The organism is Nocardiopsis alba DSM 43377, from assembly GCF_000341225.1.
Taxonomy (GTDB): domain Bacteria; phylum Actinomycetota; class Actinomycetes; order Streptosporangiales; family Streptosporangiaceae; genus Nocardiopsis; species Nocardiopsis alba.
Genome location: NZ_ANAC01000019.1, coordinates 110,926 through 132,641 on the forward strand (window position 1 = coordinate 110,926; position 21,716 = coordinate 132,641).

Below are 21,716 nucleotides of genomic sequence, written 5' to 3' on the forward strand. Positions count from 1 at the left end.
CACGGTCCTCTCACCGTCCGAGGAGGGGTGACAGGTCGACGGAGGGGGCACCGGTGTACTCCACCCCGGGTTCGGGCGGGACGGGTTCGCCGGAGACCGCGTCGGTGCAGTGGGCGTCGAACATCTGGGCCTCGTCCAGGGGGATCAGCCCGGAACGGTCCACCCGCCAACCTCGGACGAGCCGGGTGGGGGAACGCCTCTCACCGTTCGGGCGGGGGAGGGCGTCGACGAGGGTGCGCACGACCAGGCCGGCCGGAGCCCCGCGGAGCAGGGCCAGATGGAGACGTTCCACGACCTCGGGCCGTTGGACGTCGAAGGTCCGGCCTCGCCGTTCGATGGTGGTGGTCATCGTATGACCGGTGTTCAGGGTGAGGAGATGGTGTCGCCCGGGCACGTCGCGGAGGAGGGTGCGGAGCAGCGTGTGCGCTGCGGCGGAGAGCATGTTCCCAGTCTGCGCCGCCGAAGCGGACCGGATCGGGTTGTCCACAGGCCGGATTCAGTCGATTTCCGGAGGGCCGGGGCGGGGCGGAACGCCGGCCCAGATGGCGGAGAAGAGCTCCGACACGACGTCGTAGAGGAGACCGGGGGCACGAAGGTAGAGGCAGGGGGAGTTCCTGCCGTGGTCGTGTCGTGAGTAGAAGGTCAGGTAGGCGGCCTGATCGGTGAGGACGATCCGGTGGGAGTGGGGAAGGTCGAACAGACGCAGCTCCATGTTCGGCCGTTTCCTTCCCACCTCGTCCAGATAGTCGATGTTGGCGCCGATCTGATCGCGCAACAGGTGCTCGGTCACCCCCGGATCGGTGGTGCTCAGGGCTTCGGCGCGTTGTCGTAACCAGTGGCCGGAGCAGGTGTCGGGGTCGGGCAACAGCAGCTGTACGGGGACGGGGCGCGCGGCCCCGGCGGACCAGAGCGGGGCGAACACGTCACGGGTGAGCGTGTTGCCCCGCCCTGTCAGGACCTTGACCCTGCGGGCCCGGGCCAGGTCCTCCGCCAGATCGGCCTCGGCGAGACGCTGTTCGCGGTACACGCGGTGGACACCGGTACCCGTGAGGCGCGCGAGCAGGGAGATCGCCCACCACCGGGGGCGGGAGGCGCGGGCCCAGCCGAGCGCGCATACGAGGGCGGTGGCGAGGAGCGAGCTGAGTACACCGAGGCCGAAGGCGGTCATGTGATCCCCTCCATCAAGGGAGTGTCATCGTGGAGGCCCGGTCAGCACAGGTAGGGGAGCAGTTCCCGGGCGACGTGCGCGGCGTTGAACGCGGCCAGCTCGTGGTGGTCGTCGTTCTTCTCCTGGTCGGCGTTGTCGGAGATCCCCCGTACCACCACCCAGCCCGGGTTGGGGGAGGAGCTCACCGAGTTCTCCTGCCAGTACTGGCTCAGACCGCCGGACTCCATGTCGACCGCCAACACCTTGTCGTTGTAGTGCTTCAGGTAGCGACGCTCGTCGGCGTTGCGGTCGGCGATCACGGCCTCGCCCGATCCGACGAGACCGTGGAGCACCTCGAAGGTCCGCTTGCGGTGACCGTCGATCTGGCCCCGGATGCCGGCGGGGGAGCCGTGGTCGGTGAAGTAGGCGTTGACCGCGTGGACCATGCGCGCGGGGGTCTCCCGTTCCTCCCCTCGACGCTGTACGTCGTCGGCCTTGATCTTGCGGGAGTCGTAGTACACGATCCGGGTGGAGACGATCACGTTGCCGACCCGGGCGTCGACCGGGTCGAGTCCGCCACCGATCCCGACCAGGAGCCACAGGCGGGGGGAGTAGTGGTGGCGCAGGTGGTCCAGGGTGGACATCGTCGATCGTTGCCCGGGGCTGTGGGTGCGGGCGGCCACGACGGAGAGCGGCCCGCTCTCCGTCTCCACCGTGCCGGTGTTGAAGAAGAGGCCGTCGCGTCGTTCGCTTCGTTTCAGGCCGAAACGGTCGACCACCGCGCGCATCTCCTCCGGCAGGATCGTGACGACGCCGACGTCGGCGTGCCGTGATCCCTTCGGGTTCTCGATGCCCTCGGCCGGTGCCGAAGGGGTGGGGGCGATCCGTCGGTTGTCGACGTGGGCGCCGTCGCCGACGACGTTGCTGTTGTGGTTCTGACCTCCAAGGTTGACGATGCCGCTGTTGGTGCTCGGAAGATGGTTCGGGATCATGCCGCGTTTCCGTTCTGTCGGGGGCCGTTGTTCTGCTGGGGGGCGTGGTTCTCGACGTGGGCGCCGTCGCCGACGACGTTGCTGTTGTGGTTCTGACCACCGAGGTTGAGAATTCCGCTGTTGATGATCTGCGTCGCGCGGTCGTCGAACTCCGAGATGTCGACGCCTCGGGAGCACAGGAAGTCACTGGTGGCCTTGAGCAGTCGCCGCTCGATGTTCTTCATGTGGCCGAGGAGACGGATCTTGTCGAGCTGGACCTTGTTCCACTCCTGGGCCTTCTCCTCGCGAATGCTGAGACGACTGGCGATGGAGACGTTCCGGGTGGGGGTCAGCGTCGGGTCCGGTCGGCGAGTGACGAGCCGCCTGGCCAGATGCCAGGGATAGGAGACGATCCGCGGGAGGCGCGTGACCTCGCGGGGCAGACGGGTCAGGGAGCCGAAGGCGGCCGAGAGGACGGCGCGTTTTCCGCTCTGGCCGTACTCGCCGCCCTTGCGGAAGTGGTCCGGTGTCCGTGTCAGCGCGCAGGCGGCGAAGACCAGGCTGAGCGTGCGACCTCGGAGGCCGACCTGGAGGAGGACCGTGGCCATGAGTTCGGTCCCCGCGTCGGGAACGCTCACCTCGAGGAAGTGGTACAGGTTCGGGTCCTGGGAGTCGATGATCCGACGCATCGACGCCTTGTCGATCTTCCCTTTGAGCAGGGCGCGGTCGTCGGAGAGATCCGAGTCGGCCACGTACACCCGGTCTCGGGCGTTCACGGGGAGGCGGACGTCCTCGTCGTCCCCACGGAGCTGGTCGACGGCCTCGCGCAGGTGGTCCACCAGCTCGTGGGGTTTGAAGGGCGGATAGCGGTGCTCTCGTAGGGAGAGGGGCTGGTCGTCGCTTCCGGGCCGCAGGAGCTGGATGGTCATGGGCGGGTTCCACTGGTGGATGAGCTCGCCCGCACCGATGAAGGGTGATTCGTCGCCGAAGAGCGTGAAGACGGAGCTCTCCTCGTCCTCCTTCCCCTTGTGCTCGGGACGGCGATAGACGACACAGGGGTGGTCCTGTTGTTCGGCCACGATCGTGGCGCGGGCGGAGAGCCTCTTCGGCCGGAGGGCCTCCTTCCGTTGGATCCCGTTGAGCCATATCTGGCGGACGATCCCGACGAGGACCGTCACCACGAGGACGGCGCAGCCCCATCGGCCCGCGAGGATCGCCTGCGCGGGTGAACCGAAGCCCAGGCCGAGCATGAGGAAGGCGATGATGAGCGCCGCGATCCCGACGCGTTTGAGCTTGAGGGTCTCCTCTCGGACCCTCCAGTCCCCGGTCGAGGGGAGACGCAGGGGGCGTCGGCGGTGGAATCGACGCTTCTTCCCTCGACGGGGCGTCAGCGGGTCCTCGGTCCGGGAGATCTTCGCCGAAAGGGCGACTGCGCGGTCCAGGAGGTGGAGGAGGAAGAATCCGCCCACCATCAGCGCGGTCGTCACCGTATGTCCGAACAGGAACGGCACCGCGACCGAGCTCAGCAGGGACAGCCTCAGGAACGCGGTCAGATGGGCGGCCAGCCAGGCGTGGTGCATGACGGGTACGAGGTCGAACCCGTAGGAGGGGGCCACCCGCCGACGTGGGGCCGTGCAGACCTCCCGGATGACGAGATCGCGAAAACCCTCGTCGACGTGGACACCGGCGCACAAGTGCCGTGTGGTGTTGAAGGGCCCGGATTCGGAGGTTCGCCGATCCGGGGGCGCGAGGAGGGTGGGCATACCGTTCCCTGTCTCGAAGGGGGTTAAGGTCAACGAGACCATAAGTGGTCGATCGAGTTAAAGTCAATATGACCTTTAGGGGGATGCGGTGGACGACCGCTTGAAGAGGTCCGTCGGGGTGGAGTTGTCCCTGGTGACCGTGGACCTGGTGATCCTCACGATCCGTGAAGGAGAGGTCACGGTCCTGTTGGTGGAGAGGGGCGCGGAACCCTTCAAGGGGAGGGCGGCCCTGCCCGGTGGGCGAGTGCGGTCCGACGAGACCCTGGGCGAGGGGGCGCTGCGTGAACTCCGGGAGGAGACGGACATCGACGGGACCCGCCTCCACCTCGAGCAGCTGGGGGCCTACGGAGACCCCGGCCGTGATCCTCGAGGAAGGGTGGTCACCATCGCCTACCTCGCGTTGGGGCCCGACCTTCCGGTGCCGAAAGGGGGGACGGACGCCGCGCACGCCTATTGGGCCCCGGTGGCGGAACTGCTCGCCTCCCCCGACACCCTGGCCTTCGACCACGCGCGCGTACTCGACGACGCCCTGGAACGGGTGCGGGAACGGTTGGAGTACACCACCGTGGCGGCGGCCTTCTGTCCCGAACCCTTCACCCTCGGAGATCTGAGGGAGGTCTACGAGGTGCTGTGGGGGCGTTCCCTCGACGCCAGCAACTTCCGGCGCAAGGTCACCAGGTCCGAGGGCTTCGTGGTGGACACCGGAGAACAGCGCCCTCAGGCCACGGGGCGCCCCGCCGTCCTGTACCGAAGAGGTCCGGCGCGGCTGCTCAGCCCGCCCTTCCTCCGACCCGGAACGGTGTGATCCGGGCTCCGTGGTCTTCCATGCCCCGGAGGGGTTGATGTGGGGGAGGGCGGGGCATCACGGTCGGCATGGGGGAACTGGTGCTGGTCAGGCATGGGCAGACCGAATGGAGCAGGACGGGACGGCACACCGGGCTGACCGACGTGCCGTTGACGGAGGAGGGGGAGCGGCAGGCGGCCTCGTTGCGTGCGCCGTTGGCGCGGAGGCGGTTCGCCCTGGTGGCGACCAGCCCGCTGGCACGGGCCGTCCGCACCGCCGAACTCGCCGGGTTGAAAGGCCCCGTCGTCCTGCCCGACCTGGTCGAATGGGACTACGGGGCCTATGAGGGCATCACCTCCGCCGAGATCCACGAGGGGCGTCCCGAGTGGGATCTGTGGACCGACGGGGTCCCGCCCGGAGACATCGACCATCCGGGGGAGGGCCCCGAGCAGGTGGCTGAGCGGGTCGATCGGGTCCTGGAGCGGGTCGTTCCGGTTCTGGAGGAGGGGGACGTGGCGCTGGTCGCCCACGGCCACGTCCTGCGGGTCCTGACCGCGCGCCGTCTGGGTCTCCCTCCCGGCCGCGGGGCCCTGTTCCGTATGGAGACCGGGGCGCTGGGGGTGCTGGGCACCGAACACGGACGTCCGGTCCTCGGCGGGTGGAACCTCACCGGCTGAGGGGGAGGGCCCCGTGACGGCCCGAGGAGGGGCGGGACGGGAACCCGGACCTCGGGGGTTTTGTCGTGTGCTCGGTACCGGGTACTACCACGTGGTGGATGCACATGGATGACCCACAGAGAAACGGTGAACCCCTCCCGATCCCACGTCCGCGCCCTGCACCCGACGACGGACCACCGCCCCGCCGGCCGCCCTCGACCCCGCGTCGTCCCGACCGGGACGACGACTGACCACGAAGCCCGGCCCGGTTCCCCTCGACCGGGACGGGTGGTGGCCGGGGGAGGCCAGAATGGGGACATGGCCAAGCACGGTTCCCGTCTCCGACAGTCCCTTCCCGCCGACTCCCCCTGCCCCTGCGGCAGGTCGCATACCTACGCGCTCTGTTGCGGTCGCCTGCATTCGGGCGAGTCCAAGGCGGCCACGGCCGAGGACCTGATGCGTTCGCGCTACAGCGCCTTCGTGGTCGGCGACGAGGAGTACCTGTCGCGTTCCTGGCACCCCGACACCCGTCCCCGTGACGTGGGGGTGGACGCCGACACCGTGTGGAGGGGGCTGGAGATCCTGGGGAGCACGGAGGGCACCCCCTTCCACGACGAGGGCACCGTCGAGTTCCGGGCCCGTTACCGGGAGGGCGGGCGGGACGGCGAGATCCACGAGAACAGCCGTTTCCTGCGCCACGGGGGAGCCTGGGTCTACCTGGACGCGCTCGGCGGGCGTTGACCGGCGGCCCCGACCGAGGAGGAGGGGCGAGGTGGGCGGGGCGGTTCAGGGCCCGCCCTTCTCAGTTGCCCTCGCGCAGGAGGATCGCCAGCAGCCTCGACCTGGCCGCGGTGTCGTGGTCGGGGTGGTGCCTGGCCAGCGCCTCCAGGACGGGGAGGGCGTCGGGGTGGGCTCCTATGACCAGCGGGTCGGGGTCGGTCAGGAGCCTCCGTTCCACGTCGGGGGAGCCCTTGGAGGAGAGGAAGGCGGACAGGTCGGAGTCGTCGGGCGCCATCGCGGCGGCGACCATGTCGATCACCACCCAGGGCCCGTGGGCGGCCAGCATGTGGTCGATACCGCGCTGATTGAGCATGCCCGAGGAGAGCAGGACCACCGCCGCCATGCTGGAGTCGGTGGGGCGGGGCGAGCACAGCATGGCGCGTAGCTGCGGTTCGATGTCGGAGCTGGTGGTGTTGAGGACCTGTGTGCCCACCCAACGGCGGAGCGCCAATCCGGGCCCGCGGACCACGGCGGCGATCTGGCGGAGGGCCTCGGCCGGTCCCCGGCGGTCCAGCCAGGGCGCGACCTCGCGCAGCCGTTCCTCATAGGGCAGGACGGCCAGGGCATCGAGGAAGCGGGAGGCGCAGGCCTCCGCGAGGGTGTCGACGATGGGGGCGTGCACCCCCACCTCCAGCAGCATCCGGCGTACCCCGTAGCGGCCCAGAGCGGTGAGCTCGACGGTGCACCGGCCGTGCCGGTCCTCGTCGGGGGCGGTGGAGGGGCGGTGGTCCAAGAGCACCGCGCCGGTGTCGGAGAGCTGCCACAGGACGTGCAGGAGTAGTTGGGCCGTCTCGGGGGTCCCGCCGGGCGGTCCGGCGGGCAGGGGTCTGGACAGGGTCTCCTCGGAGAGGGTGTCGAGGTCGGGGCGGTGGCCGTCGGGGGCCTCGTAGAGGAAGCGCAGGACCCCCGGGAGCAGTTCGGGCCCGGTCGTGCCGGGTGCGGGTGATTCGGGGCGTGCGAGGTCGCCTCGGGCCTGGGCGATGGTGCGTTCGAACTCCTGGAACCACCAGCCGAGCACCCGTTCGGAATCGCGTACCCGGTGTTCCAGGTCGGGTGCGGGGCGGGCGAGGGAGTCGTCGATACGGACCAGTCCCAGCCGCAGCGCCGCCGACCAGGGGACGACGAAGTGCGCGACGTCGGCGGCCGAGTTCAGGCCGCCGAGCCAGGTGACGCGGTCGGCCGGTCGGCCGAGCAGGTCGTTGGGCCAGAGGGAGAAGCGGGAGATGGCGGTTCGGGCGTCGTCGATGCCTGGGACGCCTCCGGTGGTGACCGGGGTGGCGGGGGCGCTCCACCGGGCCAGGCTGAGGGCGTCGCACAGGAGGGGGGAGTCCAGCGCCATGCGGGCGAGGACGTCGTTGGGCAACAGTGACACGGGCCTGGCTGACAGGGGCGGGTGTCCCGGGCGCGACGGTTCGTGAGAGGGCATGTCCGGTCCCGGTTTCTAACGTTCGGGTCGTGGGCGGAGTGAGGACACCTCTTATTACCGCTCCGAGGAGGTGCGGTGGGGTGGTTTCGCGCAGATCGGTACGAACCCGGGAACGGTGTCGACGTGCCTGAAAGGCCTTCGCCGGGCGCTTTCCGCGCGGGTTCCCCGTGGTCGGACCGGGGGTGATCGTGGCGAGGGGGTCGGTACGGGCGCGGATCGCCCGGCCGTTCGAGACGGGATGAACCGATCACATGATGATCCTCACCGTCACCGTGTGGAAACGTCCGGTGTGGAACGGCTCGAAGTGGGTAGCGAGGCGAGGCGCCGCGAAGCCGGATCCGAGATGAAGGGCTCTTCAGGGGGCTTTTCGCGTCCAGGTGCCCTCCCCGCTCATGACCTGGGTCTTCCGGACACGAGATCACCTGTCGGTCACGCCCCGATGGGGTGGGGCGAACGTCGTTTTTACCACTACGTCACCGTGTGTAGGATTCCCCGAGCGATCGCGTTACGTGGACCACGTTCCCGCGCGATCTACCTCCCAGCCTCAGCCCCTGAGTACGCCACGGCTTCGCACGGCCGTGTTCCCGGACCCGGGGGCACACGTTTGCCCTGTGCCCTTCGGGCCGTACTGAGAGGTGGATATGTCCCCTGACACCGTTGGCCTCGCACTCCTCCTTCTGGGGGTGTTGCTGCTGATCTCCAAGCTCGTCCGGGTCAAGTGGAAGTTGACCCAGAAGCTCTACCTGCCGAGCTCGATCATCGGCGGCGGCATCGCGTTGCTGTTCGGCCCCGACATCTTCGGTCGCCTCATGGGTCTGCTCGCCGATCGCGGTATCGCGGTCGGGTTCGCCGAGCGGGCCGCGGAGGGGGGTCTCTTCGGTGTCGACATCATGTCGGTCTGGTCGGCGCTTCCCGGTCTGCTCATCTCGGTGGTCTTCGCCAGCCTCTTCCTCGGTAAGCGACTGCCGAAGATGCGCGACGCCGTCGACCTGGCCGGTCCCAACCTGGCCTTCGGCATCACCGTGGCCAGTGGCCAGTACGTGATCGGAATCCTGCTGGCCCTGCTGATCCTGGTGCCCTTCCTGAACGTCCCGGTGGTCTCCGGGGCGCTCATCGAGATCGGCTTCCTCGGCGGCCACGGTACCGCCGCGGGTCTGGGCAACACCTTCGAACAGGTCGGCTGGGGAGAGGGCCAGGACCTCGCCCTGGGCATGGCCACCGTCGGTCTGCTCTCCGGGATCATCATCGGCATCGTCCTCATCAACTGGGGCGCGCGCCGTGGCAAGACCTCGGAGCTGGACGCCTCCAACCGCGGGACCGACCGTGAGCAGGCCGGTCTCATCGAGCACGAGAAGCGCACCCACGGCTCGACCATGACCGTGCACCCCTCCTCGATGGACCCGCTCACCCTCCACTTCGGTCTGGTCGCGCTCGCGATCATCATCGGCCAGCTCCTCCTGTCCGGCCTCCAGTGGACGGAGCGGATGCTGTGGGCCGACACCATCGAGATCATGGCCTTCGTGCCGCTGTTCCCGCTGGCCATGATCGGCGGCATCATCGTCCAGATCTTCATCGACCGTCTCGACAAGAACCACATCGTGGACGAGCGTTCGGTCGAGCGGATCCAGGGCATGTCGCTGGACGTCCTGATCATCGCGGCCATGGCGACCCTGTCGCTCCAGGCCATCGCCGACAACTTCGTGGCGTTCCTCGTCCTGTCGGTCGGCGGCATCCTGTGGTGCCTGTTCACCTTCCTCGTGCTGGCGCCGCGCATCATGCCGAACTACTGGTTCGAGCGCGGCATCGGCGAGTTCGGCCAGTCCCTGGGCGTCACCGCCACGGGCATGGTGCTGATGCGCGTGGTCGACCCGGAGGCCAGGACCCCCGCCTATCCGGCCTTCGGCTACAAGCAGCTGATCTTCGAGCCGTTCTTCGGCGGTGGTCTGGTCACCGCCGCGGCGATTCCGCTGATGGTCAGCCCGCTCGTGGGCCCCTGGGGCTTCCTGGGCATCATGGCGGTCACGATGGCGGCGGCGCTCTTCTTCGGCCTGGTGGTGCTGCGGCGCAGGCGTGCCAAGGCCGAGTCCGGGGCCGAGCCCGCGCCCGGGGCCCGGGAACAGGATCCGGTCGCCTGATCCGGACCACTCCTTCGCCGTGGGGCGTGCCGTCGACGGCACGCCCCACGGGCGTCTCAGGAGGCGGGGGCCTGTGCCTGGGCGGCTCTGGCCCGTGCGGCCACCCACGGATCGGGATGGTGGCGGCCCAGCATCCTCAGGACCTCACGCGTGTCCGGATGCTCGGGGTTCCAGAGACGCCCCACATCGTCGAACAGGCGCCGGTCGATCCCCTCGGCGGCCTCGGAGGCGAGGAAGGACTTCAGGCCCGTCTCACCCATGGCGGTGGCCGCGGCGAACACGTCGATGGCGGTCCAGTGGCCGAAGGCGACGCTCAACTCCTCCCGCTCGACCTCCGAGAGCATGTGCGAGGACAACAGCACCACCGAGGCCATCCCGGCCACGGTCGGATCCGGATGTTCGAGCAGCCGGCGCAGGGACGGTTCGATCCGGGAGCTGACGGTGCCCAGCGCGAGCGCGGCGTTCCAACGGCGCAGCGCCCGCCCGGGTCCGGCGGCCACCGCGACGATCTCCCGGAGGGCGTTCTCGGGTGAGCGCGTGTCCAGCCACGAGGTGAGGGCGAGGAGCTGACCGTCGGGGGAGAAGGTCGCCAGCGCGTCCAGGAAGCGGTCGGCCTCCAGACGGACGAAGTCCTCGATCAGTGGAGCCGGACATCGGCGCGCGAGCAGGATCTGTCGGACCCCGTAGCGCCCGAGGTCGGTCAACTCCACCCAGATCCGTTCCGGACCGTGCTCCTCGGGGCCGGCCCCCGGCCGACCGTCCCGGATCACGGTCACCGCCCCGGTGTCCCGGAGCTGGAGCACCCCTCGGGCCAGGCGGCCGAGGTTGCGGCCGGGGCGGTGCACCGGTAGATAGGCCTCCTCCTGGGCGGTCGTGACCTCGTGGGTCATCCGTCCCAGAGGGACCCGTGCCCCGTCGGGGGCCTCGTAGAGCCGACTCAGCGCGGTGTCGGGTTCGACGTCGGCGACGCCTCGTAGCGAACGTTCCACGCACTCCTGGAAGCTGAGGGTCCACCAGCGCAGGACCCGGTCGGTGGAACCGGACCACCTGTCCAGGTCGGGGGCGGGGCGGGCCTGGGCGGTCTCGCACTCGACCAGCCCCAGGCGTAGGGCCGTACGCCAGGGGTGCAGGAAGCGGGAGGCCTGTTTCGGGGAGGCGAGCCGCCGCAGCCAGAGGTCGCGGTGGTGCTCCTCCCGCCGTAGATGTCGGGGCCAGAGCCCGAACTCGCGGATCGCCGCCCGGGTGTCGTTCAGGTCGGGGAGCCCTTGGACGTCGACGCGGGTGACCGGGCCGCACCAGCGGGCGAGCCGCAGCGCGGTGCCCAACAGGGGGCTGAGCAGAGCCGAGCGGGCCAGTTCCCGCGGGGGACGCAGGGAGACCGGTCGGGCCGTGAATCGCCGGTGGGCCGACGCGTCCGAACGGTGGGAAGACATCTGGGCCCCCGGGTTCTGGATTCTCGAACTTCGTTGTCTCCCTTGTACAGCCCGTTCGTGGACCCGTGTGGCTGTTTTGTCGACATCACGGGATGAGATCGCCGAAAGAGGGGTTTCGGGCGTGGTGGGAACCGGACCCGAGGAGGAGGGATCCCGGATTCCGACAGGGGAAATCCGGGACTCCAGGGTCCGATTCCCGGAATCCCGGAAGTGTTTCTCCGGAGTCGGCCCGACTCAGTGCAGGTACGAGGCGCCGTTCAGGTCCAGCACGGAGCCGGAGGCCCACTCGGCCTCCGGCGAGGCCAGGTGTAGCACGGCCGCCGCGATCTCCTCGGGCGTGGCCACACGGCCGAAGGGGCTCTGAGCGAGGACCTCGTCGGTGATCCGGTGGGCCACGCGTTCGGTGGCGATGAACCCCGGGGCGATCGAGGCCACCGCGATACCGTGCGGGGCCAGGGAGACGGCCAACGACTGGCCCAGCGAGTGCAGGGCGGCCTTGCTCGCCCCGTAGGCCGGGTGGTCGGGCTCCCCCTTGAAGGCGCCGCGCGAGCCGATGTTGACGATACGGCCCCGCACGCCCCGTTCGATCATGTTGCGGGCGGCCTGATGGGACAGGTGGGCGGCGCCCAGGATGTTGACGTCCACGGTCTCCCGCCAGACGCGGGACCACTCCTCGAAGGAGGTGTCGGCGACCGGGTGGGGGAGGTTCACCGCCGCGTTGTTCACCAGGACGTCGACGCCACCGAGCCGTTCCACCGCGGTCGCGACGAGGGCGGGCGGGGCGTCGGGGTCCCGCAGGTCGGCCTCGATCAGTGTGTGGTCCTTCCCGGGCAGAAGTCCCAGAAGCTCCTCGGCCTCGGAGCGGCTGGAGCCGTAGTGCACGGCCACCCGGTCTCCGGCCTGTGCGAAGGCGAGGGCGATCGCCCGTCCGAGACCTCTGGCGGCACCGGTGATCAGGACACTGCGGTTCATGGGGGGCCTTTCGACGAGGGCGAAGGGAAACGCGTACCACCCTAGTCCGGTGTGTCGTGGGGTTCGGAGGCGGGCGCGGGAGAGGGGCCCGGCCGCCTGAGGCGGGACGGCCGGACGGGGTCGGGAGGGTTCAGCGGACGAGCGCGGTGTCCGGGGCGAGCGCGCCCTCGGCGACCAGCGCCAGCACCGTGTCGGCCCAGGGGCGGGCGTCCACGGCTCGAACGAAGGCCTCCGGGTCGCCTCCGGCCGGCGGGAGACCGGCCGCGAGCAGGTCGTGGGCGGCGCCCATGGGTCGACGGACCGCCAGCCAGCGGTCCATCAGGCCCTCCACGTCGATCGGGCGGACCCGCGCCGCCAGATCCAGCAGTTCGCCGGCGGTCAGGTCGGAGACCGGCGGGATCCGGGGGAGGTCGATCCCGGAGACCCGCAGTCGGCGGTCGACGCAGTGGTCGCCCAAGGCCGTGATCCGGTAGCGCCCCGGGGCGGTCTCCTCCACCGCTCCCAGTCGTGAGAGAGCCTCCAGGGACCGGTGGACGTGCCCGGCCGGGTCGTCCTCGCCCGCACCGATGTGAGCGAGGTCGGCGATGGAGCGGGCCCGTCCGGTCAGGAAGAGTTCGCCGAGGAGGAGGAAGGGGGTGGGGCCGGGCAGGGCCGTCATGGTGAAGAGCGCGTCGGCCCAGGCGTCGGCGGCGGCGCCGGGGCGCCTCCGGGACCAGGCCCGGGCCGCGGACCCGGGGAGGATGTGCAGGTAGGTGGTGCGCAGCAGGCCGGCGGCGCGGGCGACGCCGAACACGGGGCCGATCTCTTCGGGGGCCACGTCCAGGGTCTCGGCGGCCTCGACCACGTCGTCGTCGTTCAGCGCGTCGTGTTCGGTGCCCGGGCGCAACAGTCGGTAGGGGGCGACCCAGTCCGCGAGGCGGGCCGCGCGGCACAGGAGGGGGCAGTCCTCGGCGAGGGCGTCCAGGTCGCGTGGGGGCGCGGGCAGGTGCGGGCGGATCGGGTCGGCGTCGACCTCTCCGTGGCCGAGGCGATCCAGGAGTGGGGCGGCGACCTCGAACGCGGGCTCCTCCACCGGGGTGGCCGGGTCGATCGGGTCCAGGTCGACCGTCTCGATCAGGGCGCGTAGCCGTCGGGGGCTCTCGGTCGAGATCAGCCTGCCGGTGGAGACCAGGTGGTCGCACCAGGACAGCCAGGTGTCGCGGAACCCGTGGGGCGGCCGTTCGCGGCGGCGGATCGCCTCGGCGACCTCGAGGACGTCGTCGAGGGTCCAGTCGGCGGGGTCGGGCGCTCCGCGGTCCCGGTGGACACCGAGGAGAAGGACGAGGGCCTCGGTCTCGACCGGAGCGGGGTTCCGGGCGGCGCGCGCCCAGTCGAGGCAGTCGGAGATGGCGGAGATGAGCCGGTCGGTCATGATCTGGTCACCGAACGTGATGTGGGGGCTGAAACGGCATCAGAGTAGCCCCCTCGCCTGTCTTCGTGGGGGTGAACATCGAAACCGCCCGAGGTGTTCTCTCGAGTGGTCGGGGGTCGGCGTGTGAGCCTGGAAGAAATGCTGATAAAAGGTGATGTGAACGAAGGAAAACACATTTGCGTAGAGGGTAACGATTACCTCGTTTTGGGCATGGTCAATCCTTGTTTCAGTGGCCGAATCCGGCCACTTTTCGGACCTTCGTCGTGTTCGGTCGCGTGGCGGGGAAAGTGACTTCACAAGAGCCTCTCACCTCCATCTCCCGGGGGGCTCGGACCTTCGGGACAGTTCGCCGGTACCGGAAGGCGGGGGTGGACTACCCATGGGTGAGGTTTGTCGTTACCTCAGAAGAGTACGTATTCCGTTAAAGGCGATCCTCGATCGTATTTCGCGTGTGCTCTCACCCCAGGAGGTCGGTGGCGTGGCAAGGAGCCCCGTACCGGAAAGGCGCCCTGAATGGCCCGAGGAGCTGGACGTCGAACGGCTCCTCGGAGAGGGATGGCGTCCCACGCCCTTTAGAGAGTTCATTCTCAAGATCCACAGTCGCTGCAATCTGGCCTGCGACTACTGCTACATGTACGAGATGGCCGACCAGAGTTGGCGCTCCCAGCCCCGACGGATGGCCAGGGTCACGGTCGAGCGGGTCGCCGAACGCATCGCCGAACACGCCCGCGCCCACGGCCGGGACCGGGTGGACATCGTCCTTCACGGCGGCGAACCCCTCCTGGTGGGGGTGGAGCACCTGCGCCACACCGCGCAGTCACTGCGCAAGGCCTGCGAGCCCGACGTGGAGGTCCACCTGCGCATGCAGACCAACGGCGTGCTCATCGACCCCCACTTCCTCGACCTGTTCGAGGAGTTCGGGATCCGTGTCGGCGTCAGCATCGACGGCGCGCCCGCCGATCACGACCGCCACCGCACCCGCGCCAACGGTCGGGGAACCCACGCCGAGGTCCGGGCGGGGATCGAACGCCTCAACGCCCGACACGGACACCTGCTGGCCGGACTGCTCGCCACGATCGACCTGGAATCGGACCCGGTCACCACCTACGAGCATCTCCTGGACTACGGCCCACCCGGGGTGGACTTCCTCCTGCCGCACGGGAACTGGGACGAGCCACCGCCGGGCTGGTCGCCGACCGAACCCCGTTACGGGGCCTGGATGGCCGCCGTGTTCGACCGTTGGTACGGAGCGCCCGAACGCGAGACCAACATCCGCATGTTCAACGAGATCATCCGCCTGGTGCTGGGCGGATCCTCGCGCACCGAGAGCGTCGGACTCTCCCCGGCCGCCCTGGTGGTGGTGGAGACCGACGGCTCCATCGAACAGGTCGACAGCCTCAAGTCGGCCTTCGAGGGCGCGACCCGCACCCCTCTGCACACCTTCACCCACCCCTTCGACGACGCCCTCTACCTGCCATCGGTGGCCGCCCGACAGATCGGTGCCCGGGCCCTGAGCCCCACCTGCACCGCCTGCCCGCTCTCCCGGGTCTGTGGAGGAGGGCTCTACCCGCACCGCTACGCCTCCGGAAGCGGTTTCCTCAACCCCTCGGTGTACTGCGCCGACCTCTACCACCTGATCGCCCACATCCAACGGACCGTGGCCGCCGACGTGGCCCGGATCAGGAAGGGACAGTAGATGCCCGGACCGGTCCCCGACCCCCTGTTCGACGCGTTGGCCCGGGGCGGTGGCGGTCACGAGGCCATCGCCCACCTGCGCGCCGCACAGTACGGCAAGCACCTGCTCCTGCTCCGCCGCGTCGTGGACGCGACCCTGGAGGGTCGCCATCCCGAGGCCGCACGTGTCCGAGAGGCCTACGAACTCCTGGCCCGGGCCCAGGAACACGCCCCGGAACCGGTGACCGGGGTCCTGCGTCACCCCACCGTGGGGGTGTGGGCACGCCGTACGCTGCTCTCCCTGGGCGGTCATCTCCCCGGGCCTCCCCGGCTCGGAACCCTGTCCGCGCTCGCCGCCGCCGCGGCTTTGCGCGCACGGATCGACGCCCGACTGCGGGTGCCCCTGGACGGTCCCACGGCGCCCCTGCCCTCACTGGGACGCGCCCTGGTGGGGGAGGGGACACGAGGTGCGTGGTGCGAGATCGGCGGTGGGAGGGCGCTCCTGCGGAGACCGGGCGGCCCGGAGGTGGAGGTCCCCGAGGATCCGCACGAGGACGCCCCCGGCTGGCAGGCGCTACGCCGCCTCGAAGCGTGCCACCGCGGCCGTCGGGTCGAGCTCTACCTGGACGACCAGGATCCCGACCGGCTGCCCGGAACCGACCTGCCGGCCCGAAGACTCTCTCCTGGTGAGACGGTGACGTGGCGCCGGGCCCTGGAAGGGGCCTGGGAGCTCTTGGTGGAGTACCACGAAGAGGTGGCGGAGGAGGTCGCCGCCCTGGTCCTCACCCTCACACCGATCACCGCCCCCGGGAACGGGACGCACACCAGCGCCACCGCCCAGCACGCCTTCGGCAACCTGGGGCTGTCCACCCCGACGGGGCCTGTGCCGTTCGCGCTCACCTTCGCGCACGAGGTCCAGCACGCCAAGCTCACCGCTCTGCTCGACCTGGTCGACCTCACCCTCCCCGAGGACGGCGCCCGTTTCTACGCGCCCTGGCGCCCCGACCCCCGTCCCGCCGCCGGACTGTTGCAGGGGGTGTACGCCCATCTGGGCGTGGCCGGGTTCTGGGGCAGGCATCGCCACACGGTCCGAGGGGAGGAGGCGCGCCGGGCCCACGCGGACTTCGCGCACTGGCGACGTTCCACGTCCGACGCCGCCCGTGTCCTGGCCGGCTCGGGCAGGCTCACCGCCGAGGGGGAACGGTTCCTGGCCCGGACCGGGCTCACCCTGAGGGAATGGCTGGAGGAACCGGTTCCGGTCGAGGCGGAGCGGGCCGCGCGGGAGACGGCCCGCCGCCACCTCGACCGGTGGCGGGCGCGCAACGGAGCCCTACGGCACGGGGCGCTCCGATAAGAGGGCGACCGGGCCGGGGGACGGGCCGGCCCGGTGTTCTACAGCAGGGGCGGGTCGAAGTCGGAGACGAGCCGTCGGCCCTCCTCACAGGCACTGGTGAAACCGTGCTCGCGCCCCAGGGTGCGCACGTAGGCCGTGTGCGTCCGTTCGGCCAGTTCCTTGGCCGCGACCGTGTCCCGCGCGGAGCGCAGGTCCAGGGCCAGGTTCGAGGCGCAGGCCAGGGCGCTCGGATGGTCCTCGCCCACCAGGGAGCGGAAGCGGCGCAGGGTGCCCCGCCCCAGACGGACGGCGTTGTCGATCTCGCCGAGGGCGGCCAGGTCGCCCGCCAGGTTGGTGGCGGCCGCCAACGTGTAGTGGTGATCGCGGCCCAGGCGCGCCTCCAGGGCGGCCAGCGCCGACTCGTTCATCGATCGGGACCGCACGGGGTCGCCCATCAGCCGATACAGGAGGGCCACGTTGCTGGTGCAGCCGTGCTTGTAGGGATGGTCGTGGCCGTAGGCCTGGGCATAGCGCTGGTCGGTGTCCTCGGCCAACTCCAGCGCCCCGGCCAGTTCGCCGGTGGCCCGCCACAGATTGGCCAGGCACATCGCCGCGGCCAGGGTGCTGGGGTGGTTGATGCCGTACAGGCGCAGGTAACGGGAATGGGCGTCCTGGCCGAGTTCGAGCGCCTCGTCGACCTCACCGGACAGGCGGCGGGCGATCGACAGGTCCACCTGGGCGCGCAGGGTACGAGGGTCGTCCACGCCCAATTGCTCGCGTCCGTAGGCCAGGGCGTCCTCGCCCAGGTCGCAGGCCTCGGTGAAGTCGCCGGCCAGGCGCACCGCCTGGGCCATGCCGTTCCAGTACGACAGCAGGGCGGGCGAGCCGCCCACGGGGCCGCTGCGTTTGAACAGCATGTAGGCGCGTTCGTGTTCCTTCTGGGCGGTGGTGAAGTCGCTGGTCAGCGCGTGGTCCAACGCCAGGTTGTTCAGGGCGCGCAGGGTGGCGGCGTCGTTGGGGCCGAAGGCGTCCTCGTACCGGTTCAGTACCTCCTCGTCGTGTTCACGGGCCTTCCAGAAGTCCCCGTGGGAGCGGTAGTCGGCGCCCCGCCCGGAGAGCACGGCCAGGGTGTCCGGATGGTCGGGGCCCAGGATGTCGTTCATCAGGGGCAGGATCGCCCGGTTGATGTCCCGGGCCTCCGAGAAACGGCCCAGGTCCCGCAATCGGTTGGCGTACTTGGCCTGGGCGCGCAGGACGTAGGGGTCGGCGCGGCCGGAATCGGCGGTCCACCTCTCGATGAAGTTGCGGGCGTAGCGGCTCGCGGTCTCGTAGTTGCCCGAGTTGTACAGGAAGTTGAGCATGTTCAGCCCGAACTCGCGGACCTCGGAGAGGTCGGACTCGGCGACCCGGGCCGGACGCATGTGCGAGAGCAGTTCCAGGTAGCGGGCCTGCGCGGCGGAGTCGGTGAAGCTGGTGGGGGCGGCGGCGCTGAGCAGCGACCACACCTCGACGCGGATCGTCTCCTGGGTGCAGTCGTCCAGTTCCTCGCGGACCAGGGCCTGGATCAGTCGGTGCACCTGGATGGTGCGGTTGGTGTTGTCGAGCCGGACCAGGGCGTAGCGGCCGAGCTGCCCGATGGCCTTGCTCAGCCGGATGGGGTCGGCCATCAGCTCGGCCATCTCGGGGCGTACGTGGCCCTCCTCCACGGGGAAGAAGAGGTCGCGGGGGATCGGTTCGGGGCCGAAGAAGGCACAGCAGCGCAGGAGGTCCATCGCCTCGGGCAGGTTCTCCTGGAGCTTGGCCACCGACAACTGCCAGGCGGCCGTCATGGGCTGGGGGTACTCGGGGGGTTTGCCCTCGCGCAGTAGGGGGCCGGTGCGTTCGGAGAGCAGCCCCAGGTACTCCTGGACCGACATGCCGGTCTCGGCCTGGAGCGCCCCCGCCTGTTCCAGGGCCAAAGGCAGGTGGCCCAGGGCCTCGGCCAGTTCGGCGGCCTCCTCGGTCGTGATGCCTCGAGGGATGCGTCTGGTGAGGAATTCGACGCTCTCGCGTTCGGAGAAGACGTTCACCGGCACGGTCTCGGCCACCCCGCCCCAACGGTGGTTGCGCGTGGTGATCAGGACGTGGCCCGGGCCCTGGGGGATGACGTCGTTGAGCTCCTCGGGCTCGTCGGCGTTGTCGAAGACCAGCAGCCACCGCGAGTACGGATCGCCGCGTCGCAGCGCCTCCAGGACCCCGTTGGCGGCGTCCTCCACGCCGGTGACCGCGGGGCCGGGGAGGTTGAGGTGCGGGGCCAGGTGGGCCAGGGCGGAGCGGACCAGGCCGGGCTGGTCGGCCATGATCCACCAGACCAGGTCGTACTCCTCACGGAAGCGGTGGGCGTACTCCACCGCCATGAGCGTCTTCCCGACACCGCCGTACCCGTGCAGGGTCCTGGGGACGATCGGCTCGGGGGTCGGGACCACCGCGGTCACCTGGTTCATCAGTCCGGCCCGGAGTTCGTTGAGCTGCTCGGCCCGGCCGGTGAAGTTCTTGTGACGCGGTGGGACCCTCCCCCACACCTCCGGGAACCTGTTCCTGGAGCGGTCGGGAAATCCCCCCTGTGAAGCGGTCACTCTTATCCTCCGTTTTCACATAGGCCCCACCAGGTTCTCTGTTCTCCGGTGGACGAAAAGACCTGTTGTGGTGTCGTGCCGGTGGATGTTACCCGGGAATGATGTCCGGAAAATAAGAGTAGGCGAAGATGTTAGTAGGGGACAGGTGCGTGGTAGAAACTTCATAAGGCAATCGTGAGAAAGACCTCTCGAAAGGGCGGTGGTCACCGTCCTTTCGTGGATGGCTGTCAAAAGGCGGCGGCACGGAGGAGGGCACATGGTGGAACAGGGGCTCGACGGTGGCGTCGCCCTGGTCGAGATCGGTGAACTGTCCCTCCGCGACCTCGACGGGATCAGTGGTTCCGTGATCGTGGAGGCCCTGCGTTCGGTGCTCGACCCCCGCACCGCCGGTGCCGAGGTGGTCGCCGGGTTCGTCAACGATCCGGAATGAGAAATCGCCCTCGGCGGCGGGAGTGCCCCCTTTCCGTGCCCGAGGTCGTCGACCGCCCGGACGCGGTTCACGTATGTGTCGATTCGGAGATCTTCTGTAGAGAACTCCGAAGAGGGACCACGTGACCGGTCGGGCGGAAAGTCGCGGACAATTCACGGGGTCTCGAAAAGGACCCCGTTCCGTGTCCCTGGAACGGCGCCCCCCACGCGCTGAAATCACCCCCCCTCACCGCCGGCCGGGAGCCGCGTCATGCCACGAGCCGCCCTGGAACGAGCGCGCGGCCCGTTCATCGGGCCGCGGCCCTACCATGCCCGAGACCGCCACCTCTTCTTCGGCCGTGAGGAGGAGACCGCCGCGCTGGTCGACTCCTGGGCCCGCCATCGACTCACGGTGCTCCACGGCGACCACGGGGTCGGCAAGACCTCCTTGGTGCGGGCCGGGGCGGTACCCCGCCTTCTCGACCGCGGGCACACCGTCCTGCCCTCCGAGGATCTGCGCTTCGACCCGGTCTTCCCGTCCTCGATCCTTCCCGGACACAACCCCTACACCCGGGCCCTGTTGGCCTCCTGGGCTCCCTCCGAGTTCCCCACGCGAGGCCCGGGCACCTCGATCGTCGACTTCGTACGCGCGCACGAGAGCACCGATCGGTACGGCCGGCACCGTCCGCTGTTCGCGGTCCTGGACCGGACCGAACTCCTGCTTCGACGCCCTTGCGGCCCCGACCGGTGGCGCAAGGACTTTCTGGACGAGCTCTTCGGCGCCCTGGAACGGGACGACGATCTCCACCTGGTGTTGACCGTCCGCACCGATCATCTGGACGAACTCCGCCGTCTCATGGACAAACACGCGATCTCCCCCGTGGAGATGGGGCTGCGCCCCTTCGCCCCCGACACCGCCCGCTCCGTGGCGAGGAGCTGTCTGGAGGGCGTGGGGTCCCGGATCGGCGCCGCCGAACCCGACCGGTTGGTGGAGGAGGCCCTGGTCCTCCGGGGCCCCGACGGGCGCGTCCGTGCCCGCCGGGACACCATCGAACCGGCCTTGTTGCAGATCCTGGGCGCGACCCTGTGGGAGGAGGCGTCCGAGGACGGTACGACCCTGGTCCCCGACGACATCGAGGTCGACCGGGCCCTCACCGAGCGGTTGGCCGGGGTGCTGGAGGAGGTCGCGGCCGAGCATCTGGTCCCGCCCGACGTGCCCCACGCCTGGCTGCGCAGACTCGTCGCGTCGGGTGGACGAGGGGTGCCAGGGCCGGCGCACGAGGATCCGGACGGCTCCCTCACCCCCGGCGTCGTGCACGCTCTTGAGGACCGGTACCTGGTCGCGACGGGGGAGGACGGCTCCTCCTACGTCCTGCGCCATCCGAGACTGGCGGGCCCCCTCATGGCGTTGGCCCTGTCGCCCTACTCCCGGGGGTTGGCCCCCTGGAGCGATCGGGACCGGCTGGACATCGCCGGGGAGGCGCGCACCCGGGGTGAGACGGCCCTGGCGGCCGAGCACGCCCGCCTGGCGTTGTGCTCGCCCTCGCCCCTCGAACCGGGGGCCCGGGCCCTGTTCACCACGCTCCTGGCCGACCTGGCGTTCGAACGCGGGGACCATCGGGCCGCCGCCGAGTACTACGCGGACGCGGCGAGCTGCCGTGAGGCCGTCGGTGAGGGGGCGGCCGTCTCCCGGCTGATGGTGGCCGAGGCGCGGGCCCGGCTGTTATCGGGCGAACGCTCCAGGGCCCTGTCGTTGCTGACCGCGGTCGGAGGCAGGGCCCACGCCGACCCCAGTCTGCGCACCGGTATCGGCCAGGTGCTCTGGTCGGCCGGGCAGGCCCACTCGGCGCTGGACGTGCTCGGTGCGGCCCTGGTGGGCGGAGGCGGGGTCTCCGAGGCACGGAGGACCCGGGACGAGATACGCGCGGAGCAGGCCGCTCTGGCGGAACGACGGAGGGCTGAGTATGGACCCGGCCGCCCTGGTGGCGCTGATCACCGGCATCGTAACGGCGGCCGGAACCCTCGGGGCCACGGCTCTCGCGGCCAACCGGGCCGCCGCCGTGGAACGGTGGCGGGCCGAGCACAACCTGCGGGTGGAACGGGAACGACGTGAGCACGAACGCCGGCGCGCCCGGTCCCGGGAGGTGCGCCGCCGTATGGACGAGGTGCGGCGCAGCGTGCTGCAACTCGACCTGAGCATGCGGCACA

17 protein-coding genes are annotated in these 21,716 nt (G+C 70.1%); 8 read left to right on the plus strand and 9 right to left on the minus strand.

Going from position 1 to position 21,716, the window contains the following annotated elements:
- Positions 1-10 precede the first annotated feature (10 nt).
- From D451_RS0120035 to D451_RS0120050, 4 genes are read right to left on the minus strand one after another with little or no spacing between them, the layout of a single operon-like run.
- Entirely contained in the window at positions 11-442 is a 432-nt protein-coding gene (locus D451_RS0120035) for a hypothetical protein (protein WP_014911231.1), read from the minus strand.
- A gap of 54 nt (positions 443-496) precedes the next feature.
- A complete protein-coding gene (locus tag D451_RS0120040; protein ID WP_014909315.1) occupies positions 497-1,168 on the minus strand; it encodes a hypothetical protein in 672 nt (223 codons plus the stop codon).
- 41 nt (positions 1,169-1,209) lie between these two features.
- Positions 1,210-2,139, minus strand: a complete 930-nt coding sequence (locus tag D451_RS0120045; RefSeq protein WP_017535737.1) for a 5'-methylthioadenosine/S-adenosylhomocysteine nucleosidase family protein — start codon at positions 2,137-2,139, stop codon at positions 1,210-1,212.
- The gene (locus tag D451_RS0120050; protein WP_017535738.1) at positions 2,136-3,881 is read right to left on the minus strand and encodes a hypothetical protein; all 1,746 of its coding nucleotides are present in this window, start codon (positions 3,879-3,881) and stop codon (positions 2,136-2,138) included. Before D451_RS0120050 ends, D451_RS0120045 begins: the two co-directional genes overlap by 4 nt.
- An 88-nt stretch (positions 3,882-3,969) precedes the next feature.
- Here D451_RS0120050 and D451_RS0120055 point away from each other — a divergent pair, with 88 nt between their 5' ends.
- The 3 genes from D451_RS0120055 to D451_RS0120065 all read left to right on the plus strand — a co-directional run bounded on the left by D451_RS0120055 (position 3,970) and on the right by D451_RS0120065 (position 6,062).
- Positions 3,970-4,686 carry an NUDIX hydrolase gene (locus tag D451_RS0120055; protein ID WP_017535739.1) on the plus strand — a complete coding sequence of 239 codons (717 nt, stop codon included), beginning with the start codon at positions 3,970-3,972 and terminating at the stop codon, positions 4,684-4,686.
- 68 nt (positions 4,687-4,754) lie between these two features.
- Positions 4,755-5,342 (plus strand): histidine phosphatase family protein, encoded by a 588-nt coding sequence (locus tag D451_RS0120060; RefSeq protein WP_017535740.1) that lies wholly within the window; start codon positions 4,755-4,757, stop codon positions 5,340-5,342.
- A gap of 297 nt (positions 5,343-5,639) precedes the next feature.
- Positions 5,640-6,062 carry a YchJ family protein gene (locus D451_RS0120065; protein ID WP_017535741.1) on the plus strand — a complete coding sequence of 141 codons (423 nt, stop codon included), beginning with the start codon at positions 5,640-5,642 and terminating at the stop codon, positions 6,060-6,062.
- Between the two features lie 61 nt (positions 6,063-6,123).
- Here D451_RS0120065 and D451_RS0120070 read toward each other — a convergent pair whose 3' ends face one another.
- A complete protein-coding gene (locus D451_RS0120070; RefSeq protein WP_017535742.1) occupies positions 6,124-7,473 on the minus strand; it encodes a hypothetical protein in 1,350 nt (449 codons plus the stop codon).
- Between the two features lie 695 nt (positions 7,474-8,168).
- On the opposite strand from D451_RS0120070, the gene D451_RS0120075 reads away from it, so the two are divergent.
- Positions 8,169-9,662, plus strand: coding sequence for a sodium/glutamate symporter (locus D451_RS0120075; protein WP_017535743.1), 1,494 nt, complete (start codon positions 8,169-8,171; stop codon positions 9,660-9,662).
- 56 nt (positions 9,663-9,718) lie between these two features.
- Here D451_RS0120075 and D451_RS0120080 read toward each other — a convergent pair whose 3' ends face one another.
- The 3 genes from D451_RS0120080 to D451_RS26715 form a co-directional block, all read right to left on the minus strand.
- Positions 9,719-11,095, minus strand: a complete 1,377-nt coding sequence (locus tag D451_RS0120080) for a hypothetical protein (protein WP_017535744.1) — start codon at positions 11,093-11,095, stop codon at positions 9,719-9,721.
- Between the two features lie 234 nt (positions 11,096-11,329).
- Positions 11,330-12,067: an SDR family NAD(P)-dependent oxidoreductase gene (locus D451_RS0120085; RefSeq protein ID WP_017535745.1), complete on the minus strand. Its 738-nt coding sequence runs from the start codon at positions 12,065-12,067 to the stop codon at positions 11,330-11,332.
- Positions 12,068-12,197: 130 nt separating this feature from the next.
- The gene (locus D451_RS26715; protein WP_017535746.1) at positions 12,198-13,478 is read right to left on the minus strand and encodes a hypothetical protein; all 1,281 of its coding nucleotides are present in this window, start codon (positions 13,476-13,478) and stop codon (positions 12,198-12,200) included.
- A 526-nt stretch (positions 13,479-14,004) separates the two neighbouring features.
- Between D451_RS26715 and D451_RS0120095 the strand changes: the two genes are divergently transcribed.
- A complete protein-coding gene (locus D451_RS0120095; protein WP_026125217.1) occupies positions 14,005-15,174 on the plus strand; it encodes an FxsB family cyclophane-forming radical SAM/SPASM peptide maturase in 1,170 nt (389 codons plus the stop codon).
- Positions 15,175-16,506, plus strand: coding sequence for an HEXXH motif domain-containing protein (locus D451_RS0120100; RefSeq protein WP_017535748.1), 1,332 nt, complete (start codon positions 15,175-15,177; stop codon positions 16,504-16,506).
- A 38-nt stretch (positions 16,507-16,544) separates the two neighbouring features.
- Here the strand turns inward: D451_RS0120100 and fxsT are convergent, their stop codons facing one another.
- Positions 16,545-19,100 carry an FxSxx-COOH system tetratricopeptide repeat protein gene (gene fxsT / locus D451_RS0120105; RefSeq protein WP_026125218.1) on the minus strand — a complete coding sequence of 852 codons (2,556 nt, stop codon included), beginning with the start codon at positions 19,098-19,100 and terminating at the stop codon, positions 16,545-16,547.
- Positions 19,101-19,356: 256 nt separating this feature from the next.
- Between fxsT and fxsA the strand changes: the two genes are divergently transcribed.
- Both fxsA and D451_RS0120115 read left to right on the plus strand, forming a co-directional pair.
- A complete protein-coding gene (gene fxsA / locus D451_RS27415) occupies positions 19,357-19,530 on the plus strand; it encodes an FxSxx-COOH cyclophane-containing RiPP peptide (protein ID WP_017535750.1) in 174 nt (57 codons plus the stop codon).
- Positions 19,531-19,779: 249 nt separating this feature from the next.
- Complete coding sequence (locus D451_RS0120115; RefSeq protein ID WP_020379966.1) at positions 19,780-21,621, plus strand: nSTAND1 domain-containing NTPase; 1,842 nt, start codon at positions 19,780-19,782, stop codon at positions 21,619-21,621.
- Positions 21,622-21,716: the final 95 nt, after the last annotated feature.

What these genes read in the sequence shown, in the direction of transcription:
- D451_RS0120035 (WP_014911231.1), bottom strand. Translation starts at nt 442, where the DNA reads ATGCTCTCCGCCGCAGCGCACACGCTGCTCCGCACCCTCCTCCGCGAC.
- D451_RS0120040 (WP_014909315.1), bottom strand. Translation starts at nt 1,168, where the DNA reads ATGACCGCCTTCGGCCTCGGTGTACTCAGCTCGCTCCTCGCCACCGCC.
- D451_RS0120045 (WP_017535737.1), bottom strand. Translation starts at nt 2,139, where the DNA reads ATGATCCCGAACCATCTTCCGAGCACCAACAGCGGCATCGTCAACCTT.
- D451_RS0120050 (WP_017535738.1), bottom strand. Translation starts at nt 3,881, where the DNA reads ATGCCCACCCTCCTCGCGCCCCCGGATCGGCGAACCTCCGAATCCGGG.
- D451_RS0120060 (WP_017535740.1), top strand. Translation starts at nt 4,755, where the DNA reads ATGGGGGAACTGGTGCTGGTCAGGCATGGGCAGACCGAATGGAGCAGG.
- D451_RS0120065 (WP_017535741.1), top strand. Translation starts at nt 5,640, where the DNA reads ATGGCCAAGCACGGTTCCCGTCTCCGACAGTCCCTTCCCGCCGACTCC.
- D451_RS0120075 (WP_017535743.1), top strand. Translation starts at nt 8,169, where the DNA reads ATGTCCCCTGACACCGTTGGCCTCGCACTCCTCCTTCTGGGGGTGTTG.
- D451_RS0120080 (WP_017535744.1), bottom strand. Translation starts at nt 11,095, where the DNA reads ATGTCTTCCCACCGTTCGGACGCGTCGGCCCACCGGCGATTCACGGCC.
- D451_RS0120085 (WP_017535745.1), bottom strand. Translation starts at nt 12,067, where the DNA reads ATGAACCGCAGTGTCCTGATCACCGGTGCCGCCAGAGGTCTCGGACGG.
- D451_RS26715 (WP_017535746.1), bottom strand. Translation starts at nt 13,478, where the DNA reads ATGACCGACCGGCTCATCTCCGCCATCTCCGACTGCCTCGACTGGGCG.
- D451_RS0120100 (WP_017535748.1), top strand. Translation starts at nt 15,175, where the DNA reads ATGCCCGGACCGGTCCCCGACCCCCTGTTCGACGCGTTGGCCCGGGGC.
- fxsA (WP_017535750.1), top strand. Translation starts at nt 19,357, where the DNA reads ATGGTGGAACAGGGGCTCGACGGTGGCGTCGCCCTGGTCGAGATCGGT.
- D451_RS0120115 (WP_020379966.1), top strand. Translation starts at nt 19,780, where the DNA reads ATGCCACGAGCCGCCCTGGAACGAGCGCGCGGCCCGTTCATCGGGCCG.